The organism is Colwellia sp. KS18-150 (assembly GCF_057551365.1).
In genome coordinates this window covers 64,339-79,246 of the sequence record NZ_BAAJMC010000012.1, presented here as the reverse complement: position 1 = coordinate 79,246, position 14,908 = coordinate 64,339, and the positions used below count along the sequence as shown (strand labels likewise).

The window sequence follows — 14,908 nt, the reverse complement described above, 5'->3', positions numbered from 1 at the left end:
GTTGTTTATTTGTGGTTATTTGTAATTGAGCACTTTCAAATGGTCTAAATCATTTCTTATAACTTTAATCTGTTGAAAATATTTTTCAATGGTACCATCATTTTTCATTGACTTAAGGCCTTCCTCTATAGCAGTAAAAACACGCTCACCATCAGGATGGTTCTTAGAGATAAAAAAGTGCCTAGTCCCTTCTAACGCGATAGATATATTGGGTACTGGGTATAACTTTATTTTCTGACTGAACTGAATAAGCTCCTTATTGAAAGGGAATTCGAGTAAGGTATAGTCGAGACCTCGATAAACGATACGAGTATAAATATTTTCATATTTAGTGACTAAGTCTATTTGGGTAACATTATGATTTTTTAGTGTCTCTATGTCGTTTTTCCATGATGTTTGTAAAACCCCATTTAAGGGTTTTAAATCATCTAAAGATTTAACATTCATTAGTGCTTTATTTGAATTTAAACCATAAATACCTTTTTTTATGACTCGTGACTCTAATACTGGTGAGCTGATAAAAGTATGTTTAGGTTGTGACTCTTTAGTGGTTAAAAATGATGAAATGACCACATCTCCGTTGCTAAGAAATGCACTGGAACGCTCTAAATTTGGAGTCGTCAAGAAGTCGAAGTCAACGTTTAGGCCACCTATATGAAGTGCTTGTTTGATAATAATCAGTTGTACTAATGCTCTTGTGACGTGTTTATCAGCTAAGTCGGTAATATATATAGCATCAACGTTGTTTTTATCTAACAGCTCTTGGTAGCGCTTCTTTAAATCTTTATTAACAGCAATTTTCAGTGGTGTATTTGCAGTAGCTTGAAAAGTAGCGGAAAAAGCTACGAATATAAATAGTAAAGCAATGGAAGTTAACTTCATTAATGAGCGCCACTCTTAAGTTGATGTTAAAAATAGGTAATGATATTTAATGTAGACCATTTTTATTTAGATTTATAGCCATTCCTAATTAATGCACATTCACACTAACTTGTGAGCATTGTTAGCTTGAGTAGCCTTTCATAAGCTTAATATTCACTTCTTAATTTTTATATCTAAAAATTCACACCTCAAGAAATATGTTTATTAAATGACATTTATATGGCGGAAATTTTTCAGGTATTCGTCTTACTAGATAAGTAAGGATGATTATTTATTTAATCAAACTCTGGCCCGTTTTATAGAGAATTAATAATGTTAACAAAGCTAACCATTATCAGTACCATTTTATTATCGTCAGTACAATTCAGTACCGCTTTTGCGGCTAAAGGAAATAAAGACGTAAATCAGGAAATATCAAAACCAAATATCGTCATCTTTTATATTGATGATTTAGGTTACGGTGATGTTGGAAGTTATGGTGCCATCGGTGTTGAAACGCCTTCAATTGATAAGCTTGCCCGGCAAGGGGTTAGGTTTACTGATGCCCATAGCTCAGCAGCAACCTGTACACCATCTCGATATTCTTTACTAACGGGAGAGCATGGATTTCGAAATAATGCTGCTATTTTACCGGGTGATGCACCAGCACTTATTAGGCCTGGTAAAGCGACTTTACCTTCACTGTTAAAAAAAGCAGGCTATCAAACCGCTGTTGTGGGTAAATGGCACCTTGGTTTAGGCAATGGCAATGTAGATTGGAATGCTGATGTTAGTCCAGGTCCATTAGATATTGGTTTCGATTACAGCTTTTTACTTCCTGCAACCGGCGATCGCGTACCGACCGTATACCTTGAAAACACTCGTGTGGTTAATCTAGATAAAAACGATCCTATTACTGTCAGTTATAAAGGCAAAGTTGGCACACGTCCAACACGACTTGAGCGGCCTGATTTGGCTAGAGTTGTGGCTGATGAGCAACACAGTGAAACCATTATTAATGGCGTAAGTCGCATTGGAACAATGGCTGGCGGTGAATCAGCACTTTGGATAGATGAAGACTTTCCTGATGTATTTACAGATAAGGCGATAGATTTCATCCAAGCAAATAAATCTAAGACGTTTTTCCTTTTTCATTCTTATCATGACATTCATGTGCCACGCCTTCCTAATCCAAGGTTCAAAGGCAAAAGTAAAATGGGACCTCGTGGTGATGCCATAGTGCAAATGGACTGGATGGTTGGCAAAGTAGTTAATGAGCTTGAGCAATTAGGCCTTAGGGAGAATACGCTTATCATTTTTACCAGTGACAACGGGCCGGTATTAACTGACGGTTATGATGATAGAGCCATTGAATTACTAGGAGAACACAAACCATGGGGACCATTTCGAGGCGGAAAATACAGTGCATTTGAAGCAGGAACTAGAATGCCTACTATTGTTACTTGGCCAGGTAATACCAAGAACGGTGTGAGTGATGCTTTAATTTCTCAGATGGATATTTATGCCTCAGTGGCAAAACTGGTGGGTGTTCCATTACAAAAGGGGGAAGCCAAAGATAGTGAAGAGCATCTACTCGCTTTACTTGGAAAAAAAGCAACTGCCCGAGAAGAGTTAGTTGAAGAATCAGTGGCGACAAACTCACTTAGATTTAACCAGTGGAAGTATATCGCTCCGGTTAACAATAACAATGTCGCTTCATTTCTAGCGCATAAAAATATTGAAGGAGGCTTTTCTAAAACACCGCAGCTTTATGATCTAAGCAAAGACATCAATGAACAAAATAACCTAGCGAATGAAAAGCCAGAACTAGTCAAAAAATTACAGCTTCGCCTGAGTCAAATTGTTAACTCTGGCTATTAACCCTTGGCATTAAATAAAGGCATCAATTAAAGGTATTAATTTAGCGCGTTAGATAACAGAGCGTATATAACGCTCCGTTATCAATAATAAATGACAAGTTTTATTGGAGTGAAGTATGGCGGTATCAGTAACTATTCATCAAGGTTTTATAAAATTCAACAATTTAATATCAGTAAAGCAGCTGCTAAAAAGTATTCTGCCTATTACAAGTATTTTGGTTGGATTGTCTGGTTGTGGAGGTGAGCTAGTAAAAAAAGAAGCAACAGAGACTTCAGTTAACGCAGCAAAGCTAGATTGGGAAAACCCGGAAATTTTCGAGATAAATAAATTACCGGCACGAGCCTCTTTTTTTGCTTATGAATCGGCTCAGTTAGCTATTGATAACAAGCCAACCAAGTCAGCTAGATTTTTGTCGTTAAACGGTGAATGGAAATTTAATTGGGTTGATAAACCAAGTTCAAGGCAGATAGATTTTTATAAAACTGATTATGATACCAGTCAGTGGCATGATATTAGTGTACCAGGAAACGTTGAAAGGCAAGGGTTTGGCGTTCCTCATTATTTGAACATTGATTATGTTTTTCCTGCTGACCAGCCAAATATTCCTCATAGTTACAACCCTGTTAGCTCCTATGTTAAATACATTGAATTGCCTGATGATTGGCAAGGGCAACACGTTCGCATTCATTTTGGCGCAGTAAATTCTGCCATGTACCTTTGGGTAAACGGGCAAAAAGTAGGTTACAGCCAAGGTTCAAAGTTGCCAGCAGAATTTAATATTACCGAACACCTTAAAGTAGGCAAGAATAAAATTGCGGTTGAAGTTTATCGTTGGTCTGATGGCAGTTATTTAGAGGATCAAGATGGTTGGAGTTTAAGTGGCATTGAACGCGATGTTTATTTATATGCAACGCCAAAAAATCATATTGTAGACTTTTCAGTATTATCAACATTAGTCAATAACTTTAAAGATGGGCAACTCAATGTTTCGGTTGATTTAGCTATTGAAGAAAATGAACAAATGTCTTTGGCAGTTAAGTTATTTGATGGTCATCAACAGGTATATTTTGCACAAAAATCCCTTCAAGAAAATCAGCAAACAGGTCAATACAGCAGTTCAATAGCATTCTCCAGTGAGGTCAAGCATGTTTCCCCTTGGTCTGCTGAAACCCCTCATCTCTATCAATTAGAAATAAGCTTGTTCAATAAAGCGGGTAAAGTAATAGAAGTAATTCGTCAAAATGTCGGCTTTAGAACACTTGAAATGAATAACGGTTTGTTTCTAGTTAATGGTAATCCCGTTACCATTCGAGGGGTAAATCGCGTTGAACATCACGCTATTGGTGGCAGAGCCTTAACTAAAGCTTCAATGAAAAAAGATATTGAACTCATGAAGCAACTTAATATCAATGCTGTTCGTACAGCGCACTTCCCTAATGATCCTTATTGGTATGACTTAGCTGATCAATACGGCCTGTATGTAATGAATGAAGCCAATATTGAATCTCATAAATATATGCAAATTGGCAATCAGCCAGACGAAAGGCAACAGCTTGATGATAAAGCCGAATCAACAATAACGAAAAAGGTCGCTTTTAATCGAGAAGAAAGTCAGAAAAAACATCACTTAGCTTTTAAACCACAGTGGCAAGCCGCTCATTTAGCGCGTGTAGCTCGTATGGTAGAGCGGGATAAAAACTATCCATCAGTGATCATGTGGTCATTAGGCAATGAAGCGGGTTTGGGCACTGCGTTTAAACAAGCAGCTCAATGGATAAAAGAAAACGATAGCTCACGCCCTGTAACTTACGGCGGTTGGGGCACAAGAACCGGTCACTTTATACTTGATTACTCTGAAATTTACACCCCCATGTATGACAGTATTGAAGAGTTAGCCGACTATGCCAATAATACCCCTGATAGACCGCTGATCATGGCTGAATATGCGCATGCTATGGGGAATAGTGTCGGTAATCTAGATAAATACTGGCAAGTTATCTATCAATATGAACAACTACAAGGTGGTTTTATTTGGGATTGGGTTGATCAAACTTTCTTAGAAACTAATGATAATGGCGATAACTTCTGGGGTTATGGTGGTGATTACAATGATGGTAAAAATAACAAAAACTTTTTAGCCAATGGTTTAATTCAACCAGACAGAACATTAAATCCGCATGCGCATGAAGTGAAAAAAGTTTATCAACCGGTTGAGTTTACGTTCTTTGAGCAAAACAGCTTTAAAGTCACGTTAGTTAATCGTTATGATTTTATTGATTTATCACATCTTGATTTTACTTGGACACTAGAAGAAAACGGACAGGTTATCGGCACAGATAAACTAAGCCAGCCTAATGTCCTAGCGGGTCAGCAAAGCGAGATTGAATTACCACTGCATCAATTTAAGCAAAAAGCAGGTGCAGAGTATTTTGTAACTATCAAAGCAACTGAAAATCAGGGTGATAATGTCTTGTTACCTAAAGGACATGTGATTGCTTGGCAGCAATTTCCTTTAGTGAATAATACAACTAAATCTCTGGTAGAGGTATATGGTAAAACTAAATCATTAGGTGAAATAAGTCTGGTTGAAACAGAGCAATCGGTAAATATCTCAAGCGAAAACCTAACAATAACGTTTGATAAAAGCTCAGGTTTATTAAGCCAATACCGAGTAAATAATATTGACTTAATTGATCAAGGTTTATCAGGTAACTTCTGGCGAGCAGTTACTGATAACGATAAAGGTTGGGGTGTGCACTATAAACTTAATGTATGGCAAGACGCCTCCACGAAACAAGTCCTCGAATCTATTACTGCAGAGCAAATAAACAGCAATAGTATTGCTATTACCACAGTTCATAACCTTGCAAGCGATGTAGCAAAGCTAACTACAAAATATGTTGTTTTGGCTAATGGCCAAATTGACGTTAACAGCAGACTAAACCCGTTTAAAGAAAACTTACCGCTTATGCCTCGTGTCGGTATGCATATGCAAGTTTCCAAAACCTTTCAACAACTTGAATGGTTTGGACGAGGACCGCTATCAAGCTATAGCGATAGAAAAACCAGCATGGCAGTTGGTATATATCAATCTCAAGTAGCAAAGCAATTACATGACTATGCAAGACCTCAAGAATCAGGTAATAAATCCGATGTTCGTTGGTTTACCCTAACAAATGAGCAAGGAATTGGCCTGAAAATATCATCTGCAATTCCTATAAATGTTACTGCAGTGCCGTTAAATAAATTTGATTTATATAACGTAAAAAAAGCGCCGCGACATAGTGCCGCTGTGCCTTTAAGTGATAGCACCACGGTGCGTATTGATATGCAACAGATGGGGGTTGGTGGTGATAATAGCTGGGGAGCTATGCCACATGATGAATTCTTAATTCCCGCTAAAGACTATCAATACAGTTTTTCATTAACGCCATTAATCAAGTAAGTGAAAATTATGAACCTGAAAAATATATCGTTAAGTCATTTTGTTAAAATACTTATATGTTTATCTTTGCTGAGTTTGCCATTGGTAACAAGTGCTTCACAAGATGATGCTCAACAAAGCAAGCCAAACATCATCGTTATAATGAGTGATGATGCAGGCTATGCCGATATCGGCTTTAGTGGTAATACTTTTGGTAAGGCTAACTTCGCTACCCCTAATTTAGATAAATTAGCAGGTAGCGGTGTTAAATTTACTCAAGGGTATGTAAGTGCCTCAGTATGTAGTCCTTCTCGTGCAGGTATGCTAACAGGGCGCTATCAGCAGCGTTTTGGTCATGAGTATAATTTGCCAGTGAAACCTGAGCCAGGTGATGTTGAAAAATTTAATGGTATAAATGTTTCAGAAAAAACCATGGCAGATCACCTAAAATCCGCAGGGTATAAAACAGGCTTAGTAGGAAAGTGGCACTTAGGGCTGGCCGAGCACTTCCACCCAAACAATCGTGGTTTTGATGAGTTTTATGGCTTATTAGGTGGTGGGCGTAGTTATTGGGAGCAAGCAGGTAACAACACTGAGTACCGTAAAATGCGCCGTAATAGCAAGGAAGTAAAACATCACGGCTATTTAACGGATAGCTTAGGTGAGGAAGCTATTTCCTTTATTAAACGAAACCAAGACAATCCTTTTTTCTTATACCTTTCATACACTGCGGTTCACGCGCCGATGGAAGCAAAACCAGAGCATGAAAAATTGCTCAGCCATATTAAGGATGAACAGCGCCGTACTTTAGCGGGCATGACCTTGGCGCTTGATGAGTCTGTTGGCCTCGTCATGTTAGCACTTGATAACTTGCAGTTAACAGAAAATACCTTAGTGGTGTTTTTGAATGATAACGGTGGCCCATCAGATTATAACTACTCTATTAATAAACCATTTTCTGGCGTTAAAGGCACCTTGTATGAAGGGGGGGTGCGTGTGCCATTTACCATGTCATGGCCAGGGTATATCAAAGCAGGCACTCAATACGATGAAATGGTTTCTGCCTTAGATATTTTACCTACGGCATTAGCCGCAGCTAAAACAAAACCAGTAGGAAAAAATAAACTGGACGGTGTAGATTTATTGCCTTATTTGAATAATAAAGTTGATGATAAACCTCATCATACATTGTTTTGGCGTCGTGCCGCTTTTGCTGCTGTACGTGATGGTGATCATAAACTAGTTCGATATCCAGATAGACCAGCGGTTTTATACAATGTTGCCCAAGATATCAGTGAGAGCAACAATATTGCCAATGAAAACCCTCTCTTAGTTAGAAAATTAATGAAAAAGCTTTTTGCTTGGGAAAAAGAGCTACAAGCTCCGATGTTTTTAACTCACTCAAAGTGGATTAAACAAAACCGCGAACGTTACTCTCGTTACACCGACATAGACAAGCAGTAGGGGCTTATCCAATGAAATACCTAATTAAATTGAATACCTTAAAAAAGCTGTTGTTCACTGGCTTACTTGCTTATACATCAATATCACTAGCGAATGAAAAGCCTAATTTCATTGTGATACTGACCGATGATCAAGGTTATGCCGATGTTGGTTTTAATGGCAGTAATGACATTATCACACCAAATATTGACCGTATTGCCCATGAAGGCACGAAATTTACTAATGGTTATGTTACTTATGCTGTTTGCGGACCAAGTAGAGCAGGGCTCTTAACAGGGCGTTATCAAGGCCGTTTTGGATTTGGCCGTAATCCTATTATTGACCCAACTGATGCTAATTCAGGCTTGCCACTCGAAGAGCAGATGATCTCTGAAGTACTAAAACCTCTGGGTTATACCTCAAGTATTATCGGCAAGTGGCATATGGGCACTCATGAAAAATTTCGTCCCAATAAAAGAGGCTTTGATCATTTCTATGGGTTTCTTTCGGGGGGTCATAAATACTTTCCTGAAGATCTCACTATAGATAGCATTGAAAATGCGAAAAAAGATTGGTCTTGGTATAACACTAAAATCATGGAAAATGACAAACGCGTTGAGATTGATGAATACCTTACGGATGAATTATCCAATGAAGCAGTGAAATTTATTGAGCGTGAAAAGGATAATCCATTTTTCTTATACCTTGCTTACAACGCACCACATACACCTCTACAGGCTAGCCAAGAATATTTAGATAGAAATACTCATATAAAAGATAAAAAACGCCAAACCTATGCAGCCATGGTGACAGCTGTTGATGATGGTGTTGGTCGAATTCTAGCTAAGCTTGATGAACTTGGTATAGATGAAAATACCATGGTGTTCTTTTTATCTGACAACGGTGGTGCAAGAAACAAAGGCTCTGATAATGGCGAGTTACGTGACTTTAAAGGCAGTTATTTTGAAGGTGGGATTCATGTACCATTTGCCGTGCGCTGGCCGGGTAAAGTCCCAGCTGGTAATGATTATGAAAACCCTGTCAGTTCGTTAGATATATTAGCTACCTTTGCTGGGCTAACGAAAGCGTCTATCGCTAAAGAGCGTCCACTTGATGGCGTTAACTTAATGCCATTTATTACAGGTAAAAATAAAGGAACGCCACATGATGTCCTTTTTTGGCGAGCATTTGATCAAGGAACGTTAGCTACACGTCGTGGAAATTCGAAAGCGATTAATTCAGCGATAGATGGCGAGCATCTATTTAATTTAGTCGATGATTTATCGGAGCAAAAAAACTTAATTAAAGCTCATAGCAAACAGTATCAGCAGCAGTTAGAAGAAATGAAGTCTTGGGAGAAAGAGCTTATCGATCCTATTTTTAAGCCTTTGCAAGGGCGCCATACCGAAAATGAACGCGTTAAAAATACAAAGGGGGAATAAGATGTCAAATCTTCAAGTTGGCATAAAAACAATGTTCAAGGCTGCAAACTTAATGAGAGTTCATTTATTCACAATGTTATTGTCATTAGTTGTCGTATGTAGTGGTTATGCTCAAGCCGCGACTAAGCCTAATGTTCTATGGATTTATGTTGAAGATATGAATGATTGGATGGGGGCTTATGGCGATAACACCGTGGCGACACCCAATATAGATTTATTAGCGAATCAAGGCGTTAGATTTGGAAATGCTATTATGCCCGCCCCAGTGTGTTCATCAACTCGTTCGGCGATTATTACTGGTGCTATGCCAACCACACTAGGGCTTCATAACCACAGAAGCTCTAGAAGTAAAAATGCTCAAATCTATTTGCCAAAAGGTTATAAAACCATTCCTGAACTGTTTAATCAGCAAGGTTATCAAACCTTTAATATGGGTAAAGAAGACTATAATTTTAATTACAAACACAGTGAGATGTTTTCATTTGACCCTATTACAGACAAGTTAAAAAAATATCGTGCTAATCCAAAAGTTGTTGTACAAAAAGGAGCGAAATTTAAACTGAGTGCACTGGATAAAAGTAAGCCTTTTTTTGGCCAAATACAGCTTGAAGGTGGCAAGGATAAAGCCAAGGCAATAAAACGTATAGACCCTGAGTCAATGGTTGATAAAATTCCACCATATTACCCAAAACATATCAGTTTTTTACAAGCTTGGGCACGACATTATGAACAAATTGCCATTACAGATATGCGTGTTGGCAAAATAATTGACGAGCTTAAAGAAAATGACCTATTAGAGAATACAGCCATATTTTTCTTTACTGACCATGGCATGGTACTACCTCGGCATAAACAATTTGTTTACGAAGGAGGTCTGCGTGTGCCTTTTGTTGTCAGTTGGCTTAAAGGTAATGACAAACTTCGGGAAAATGGTGCTGTGCGCCAAGATATTATCAGTGGCATTGATATCGGTACTACTTCATTAGCAATTGCTGGAATTACTATCCCCAAGTCTATGGAAGGTGATGACTTATTCGCGAAAAACTATCAGGAAAAAACTTTTACCATAGCCGCAAGAGATAGATTAGATTATACCTTCGATAGAATTCGCGCTGTGCGCACTGAACAATTTAAATACATCAAAAATTATTTTCCTGAACGTGCTTATATGCAAGCACAGTATCGCGACTTATATCCAAAGAAGTTTCCCTTTATGACCGCTTATAAAGCGCTATTTAAAGCAGGGAAGTTAACAGCTGCCCAAGCCGCATTTATGGCGCCAACAAGGCCCGCAGAAGAGCTATATGACTTAATCAATGATCCATATGAAATAAACAATTTAGCTCAAAATAAAAATTATAACCAGCAGCTTGAACATCACCGGAGTATCTTAACAAACTGGATAAAAACAACCGATGATCAAGGACAATATAACGAGTCAGACTCTGGTGTAGCTGATGTTATAAAGCGTTGGGGTAAGCACTGTATTAGTATTGAGTGCGAAAATTATCGGAAAAAATACAATAAGTAATTTACCCAAGGATAAAGCCTCTTGATCGGCTAACTAATACTGAGAGAATCGAACGATGAAAATATTAGTTTTACTACTAATTTCAATGGTCAGTTTTATATATTCACCACAATTGATTGCTCAACGCGTAAATATTGATGTTGGTGTCATTTTTGACAGTGCTACCAAAAGTCGATTTGAAAAAATAACAGAGAAAAGTCCGTGTTTAGATATTAATGAATACGCTTATCAAGGCTCTACTAGAGTATATGCTGAAGCATTATTAATTTGCCAAGCATTAATACTCGGTGGCATAGACCCCATTTTTAAGTTCCATGAGTATCCTAATTATGGTCGAGCGTTAAAAGAACTTAATAAAGGCTCTATTCACTTAATGTTCAGCTCAGCTTGGTTAAGTCAGAAAAATGACAATCTTTATACGTCAGAAGCTTTAATGTTTGCTGGAGATTTTGAAAAAGGTATTTATACGATTAAAGAAAATATATCGTTACTAAACGTCAGTAATTTAAAGCAATTAAAAGACTTTACTGCTATTTCGAATAAGAAGTTTTTAAATGATTGGCAAATTTTATCAGGGTTAGGTGTTGATATTTATAGTAATCCTAGTTGGGAACTCTTATTTAAAATGATTAAAGCTAAACGGGGAGATTTTATTTTAGCTGAATTTTCACCTGAGCCAGATATGAGTATCGTCACTTCTGGTGTAAAGCTTATTCCTGTGCCCAACTTAAAAGTAACTTTTAATGACTCTAGGCATATTTTTGTTAATAAAACCAAAGATACTTCAGCAACTATATTTTCGGCATTACAAGTAGGACTAAAGACTTTACACCACAAAGGAGTAATTAAAAAAGCCTACCAGAGTCTTGGGTTTTATAACGAACACACAAAAAGCTGGTTGTCTCTTTGTTGCCAAGAGAAAACTAGTAACAATCATCACGAAAGGTATTGAGAATAAAGTGAAACAAACAATAACCACCTTAGCACTTTACCTTATATTCATAAGTAAGCTGTATGCCGTAGATTATTATGTTCATCCTCAAGGCGACGATGATAATACGGGGCTCTCTGCCAATATGGCGTGGAAAACGTTAAGCAGGGCGAGTCATCAGCAATATCAACCGGGTGATAAATTACTATTGGCTAAAGGAGAGCAATTTTTTGGGAAATTGTTGTTAAATAATCAACAGGGTAAAGAGAATAAACCAATAATTGTGTCTAGCTACTCTTTGCAAGATAGTAATGAGCAATTTTCTTATATAGATGCAGGTAATGAAAATGCAGCGTTAATGATCATTAATAGTAGCTATATTGAAGTGACGGACTTAGCTTTGTCTGGTGCTACGGCAACTGAAAATGAACAAGTTGATAAGGACTTTCACCTTGGCGTTAAAAGTAAAACTAAAGTTAAACCAATGCGAGTAGGGGTGTTAATTAAAGCAACACAAGCGGGGATTTACCAAGGTATTGAGTTGAAACGACTGCAAATAAAAGATGTGTTTTATCATCAGCCTGGATTTCAACGTGGTAATAATGAAGTTAAAACAGCCAATGGCAAACAAAGCTATGGTTGGGGAATTCGTGTAATTAACAACGTAGAAAGTGCGATTATGACTGATTTAACTATCAGCAATAATAGCATTACCAATGTGGCTCACACTGGTATTAAATTCACAGCTAAATATAAAAAAATACAAAATATACACGTTACACATAACAAAGTAATTAAAACGGGTGGTCCAGGTATTCAACTTAGTGGTGTAAAGAATGGATATTTTGCCCATAACTTGGTGAACTATTCTGGTAGCAATGATGATTCAAGAAAATGGGGCAGGGGCAGCGGGTTATGGACATGGGGTAGTGATAACATTCTTATTGAACATAATGAATTTAGCAATGCCAATGGTCCCGGTGATTCTGCAGGCGTTCATATTGACTTCAATTGCAGTAATGTTGTGGTTCAGTACAACTTAAGTACTAACAATGCTGGTGGGTTCTGCGAAATATTAGGTAATAATTTTAACAATGCTTATCGCTACAATATTAGTGTTAATGATGGTCACCGAATTAAAGGTACTGATGGTGCTTTTCAAGAAGGGAAAATATTCTGGTTAAGTGGTTACAGAGGGAAACATCAAGCACGCCAGGGGCCTTTCAATAGTTATTTCTACAATAACACTATCTATGTTGACGAAACTATTGAAGCCAAAATAGCCATAGATAAAAGGGCTAATGGCATCTTAATCGCCAACAATATTTTTCATATTGTCGGCAAAAGCAAAGCAGTCTTAGGAGACCAATATCTTGCTGACAAGGTCAATGATAAAGAAATAAAGAAAGTGATTTTTCAAAACAATCTTTTCTTGAAACACGCAAACTGGCCAGCTGAAATTGCTATAAAAGATAGCTCTCCTATTTTGGGAAATGCAAGGTTTCTCAACGCAGGCGGCGTAAATAAAGTCGACTACACACCAACCAATCTACAACTAATTAAGAACAAAGGAATTGAAATTACTCCGATACCGGATGACAAAATCACACTAAATGTAGGCTTGAAAGTAAAGTCAGATATTTTGAATAATCCAATTCGAAGTTTGCCCGATATCGGTGCCATTGAAGTTCAGTAGTTAAATTTACTAATGAACTTACTTACATATAAATCTAAAACTAAAAGGTAAAAAAATGATGGATTTTGCAAATAAATTAGGGACGCTAGACAGTACAATATTTGTCGTCTACGTAATAGGCTTGTTGTGCCTAGCTTTATGGATTTCTCGTAATGAGAAAAAAGAAGGAGCGAATACAGAGGATTATTTTTTAGCAAGTAAATCCTTACCTTGGTGGGCTATTGGTGCGTCTTTAATTGCAGCAAATATTTCAGCAGAACAAATTATTGGTATGTCTGGCTCTGGTTATGCCATGGGGTTAGCTATCGCGTCATATGAGTGGATGGCAGCCATTACCTTAGTGATAGTCGGTAAGTATATGCTGCCTATTTTTTTGAAAAATGAAATATTTACTATGCCGCAATACCTTGAACAGCGCTTTGATAGTCGAGTTAAAACGACCTTATCTGTATTTTGGTTAGCGGTTTATACTTTTGTAAATTTAACCGCCGTCTTATGGTTAGGTGGTTTAGCTATTGAAAGTGTCGCAGGTGTAGATTGGATGTTCGGGATGATTTTTCTCGCAGTATTCTCGGTTGCTTACTCATTATATGGTGGTTTAAAAGCGGTTGCTTTCACCGATATTTTGCAGGTGGTACTGTTAGTTTTTGGTGGCTTATTACTCAGTTACTTAGCTCTTGATGCGGTTTCAGATGGACAAGGTGTTTTAGCTGGTTTTGGTGTGTTAACTGATTCTATGCCAAGTCATTTTGATATGATATTAAGCCCAGAAAATGAACACTATATGAGTCTACCTGGTATCTCAGTGTTAATTGGCGGTATGTGGATTATGAACTTTAGCTATTGGGGGTTCAATCAATATATTATTCAGCGAGCATTAGCCGCGAAAGATTTAAAAGAAGCACAAAAAGGTATCGCTTTTGCTGCTTATCTTAAATTACTAATGCCGCTTATTGTCGTTTTACCTGGGATCGCCGCCGTTATTCTTTACCCAACATTAACGACACCCGATCAAGCATATCCATCAATGATGGCGTTAATGCCAGCAGGTATTAAAGGATTGATTTTTGCTGCTTTAGTTGCTGCTATTGTTTCTTCACTTGCTTCTATGACAAACAGTATTTCTACTATTTTTACTATGGATTTATATTCACGCTATAAGCCAAATAAAAGCCAGCGTCACTATGTTCATGTCGGTAGGATTGCTTCATTAGTGTCGTTATGTATTGCATTGATTGTTGCAGAGCCATTACTAGGTAAGTTTGATCAAGCGTTCCAGTACATTCAGGAGTTTACTGGTTTCTTTACTCCAGGCATTGTAGTGATCTTTGTTTTAGGTATGTTCTGGAAACGAGCTACGTCAATGGGAGCTTTATCTGCAGCTATAGGCTCGGCAGTATTTTCATTATTACTTAAGTTTGCATGGCCTGAGCTACCTTTTATGGACAGAGTTGGTTTAGTCTTCTTACTGTGTTTAGGTCTTTGTTATTTGGTTTCTATTGCAGACAAACCCAATGAAGAAGATAGCAGTGTCGACTTATCAGAAGTAAGCTTTGAAACCAAAACTTCGTTTAATGTTGCTGCGATAGGGGTTGTACTTATCTTGATTGCTTTATATGCAACTTGGTGGTAGCGATAAGCTGGTTAGAGGATAGCGGTATGATTACAAGGCGTTATTCTCTAACAAGATATGAAAGTA

Annotated in this window: 9 protein-coding genes; 8 read left to right on the top strand and 1 reads right to left on the bottom strand. The window is 37.6% G+C overall.

What is annotated here, in order from left to right; all coding sequences use genetic code 11:
* Positions 1-15: 15 nt before the first annotated feature.
* Positions 16-882 (bottom strand): hypothetical protein, encoded by an 867-nt coding sequence (locus AC27IF_RS14050; RefSeq protein WP_487054968.1) that lies wholly within the window; start codon positions 880-882, stop codon positions 16-18.
* Between the two features lie 312 nt (positions 883-1,194).
* Between AC27IF_RS14050 and AC27IF_RS14045 the strand changes: the two genes are divergently transcribed.
* The 8 genes from AC27IF_RS14045 to AC27IF_RS14010 all read left to right on the top strand — a co-directional run bounded on the left by AC27IF_RS14045 (position 1,195) and on the right by AC27IF_RS14010 (position 14,842).
* A complete protein-coding gene (locus AC27IF_RS14045; RefSeq protein ID WP_487054967.1) occupies positions 1,195-2,742 on the top strand; it encodes a sulfatase family protein in 1,548 nt (515 codons plus the stop codon).
* Positions 2,743-2,857: 115 nt separating this feature from the next.
* Positions 2,858-6,187 carry a beta-galactosidase, LacZ type gene (gene lacZ / locus AC27IF_RS14040; protein ID WP_487054966.1) on the top strand — a complete coding sequence of 1,110 codons (3,330 nt, stop codon included), beginning with the start codon at positions 2,858-2,860 and terminating at the stop codon, positions 6,185-6,187.
* 9 nt (positions 6,188-6,196) lie between these two features.
* Positions 6,197-7,630 carry a sulfatase gene (locus tag AC27IF_RS14035; protein WP_487054965.1) on the top strand — a complete coding sequence of 478 codons (1,434 nt, stop codon included), beginning with the start codon at positions 6,197-6,199 and terminating at the stop codon, positions 7,628-7,630.
* 11 nt (positions 7,631-7,641) lie between these two features.
* On the top strand, positions 7,642-9,051 hold the full coding sequence (locus tag AC27IF_RS14030) for a sulfatase-like hydrolase/transferase (RefSeq protein WP_487054964.1): 1,410 nt from the start codon (positions 7,642-7,644) through the stop codon (positions 9,049-9,051).
* 1 nt (position 9,052) lies between these two features.
* Positions 9,053-10,582: a sulfatase family protein gene (locus tag AC27IF_RS14025; protein WP_487054963.1), complete on the top strand. Its 1,530-nt coding sequence runs from the start codon at positions 9,053-9,055 to the stop codon at positions 10,580-10,582.
* A 55-nt stretch (positions 10,583-10,637) separates the two neighbouring features.
* Positions 10,638-11,534, top strand: a complete 897-nt coding sequence (locus AC27IF_RS14020; RefSeq protein ID WP_487054962.1) for a hypothetical protein — start codon at positions 10,638-10,640, stop codon at positions 11,532-11,534.
* 7 nt (positions 11,535-11,541) lie between these two features.
* On the top strand, positions 11,542-13,209 hold the full coding sequence (locus tag AC27IF_RS14015; protein WP_487054961.1) for a right-handed parallel beta-helix repeat-containing protein: 1,668 nt from the start codon (positions 11,542-11,544) through the stop codon (positions 13,207-13,209).
* 58 nt (positions 13,210-13,267) lie between these two features.
* Positions 13,268-14,842, top strand: coding sequence for a sodium/sugar symporter (locus AC27IF_RS14010; protein ID WP_487054987.1), 1,575 nt, complete (start codon positions 13,268-13,270; stop codon positions 14,840-14,842).
* Positions 14,843-14,908 lie beyond the last annotated feature (66 nt).

Excerpts from the sequence above, each read along its gene's own strand:
- AC27IF_RS14050 (WP_487054968.1), bottom strand. The coding sequence starts at position 882 with ATGAAGTTAACTTCCATTGCTTTACTATTTATATTCGTAGCTTTTTCC.
- AC27IF_RS14045 (WP_487054967.1), top strand. The coding sequence starts at position 1,195 with ATGTTAACAAAGCTAACCATTATCAGTACCATTTTATTATCGTCAGTA.
- lacZ (WP_487054966.1), top strand. The coding sequence starts at position 2,858 with ATGGCGGTATCAGTAACTATTCATCAAGGTTTTATAAAATTCAACAAT.
- AC27IF_RS14035 (WP_487054965.1), top strand. The coding sequence starts at position 6,197 with ATGAACCTGAAAAATATATCGTTAAGTCATTTTGTTAAAATACTTATA.
- AC27IF_RS14030 (WP_487054964.1), top strand. The coding sequence starts at position 7,642 with ATGAAATACCTAATTAAATTGAATACCTTAAAAAAGCTGTTGTTCACT.
- AC27IF_RS14025 (WP_487054963.1), top strand. The coding sequence starts at position 9,053 with ATGTCAAATCTTCAAGTTGGCATAAAAACAATGTTCAAGGCTGCAAAC.
- AC27IF_RS14020 (WP_487054962.1), top strand. The coding sequence starts at position 10,638 with ATGAAAATATTAGTTTTACTACTAATTTCAATGGTCAGTTTTATATAT.
- AC27IF_RS14010 (WP_487054987.1), top strand. The coding sequence starts at position 13,268 with ATGGATTTTGCAAATAAATTAGGGACGCTAGACAGTACAATATTTGTC.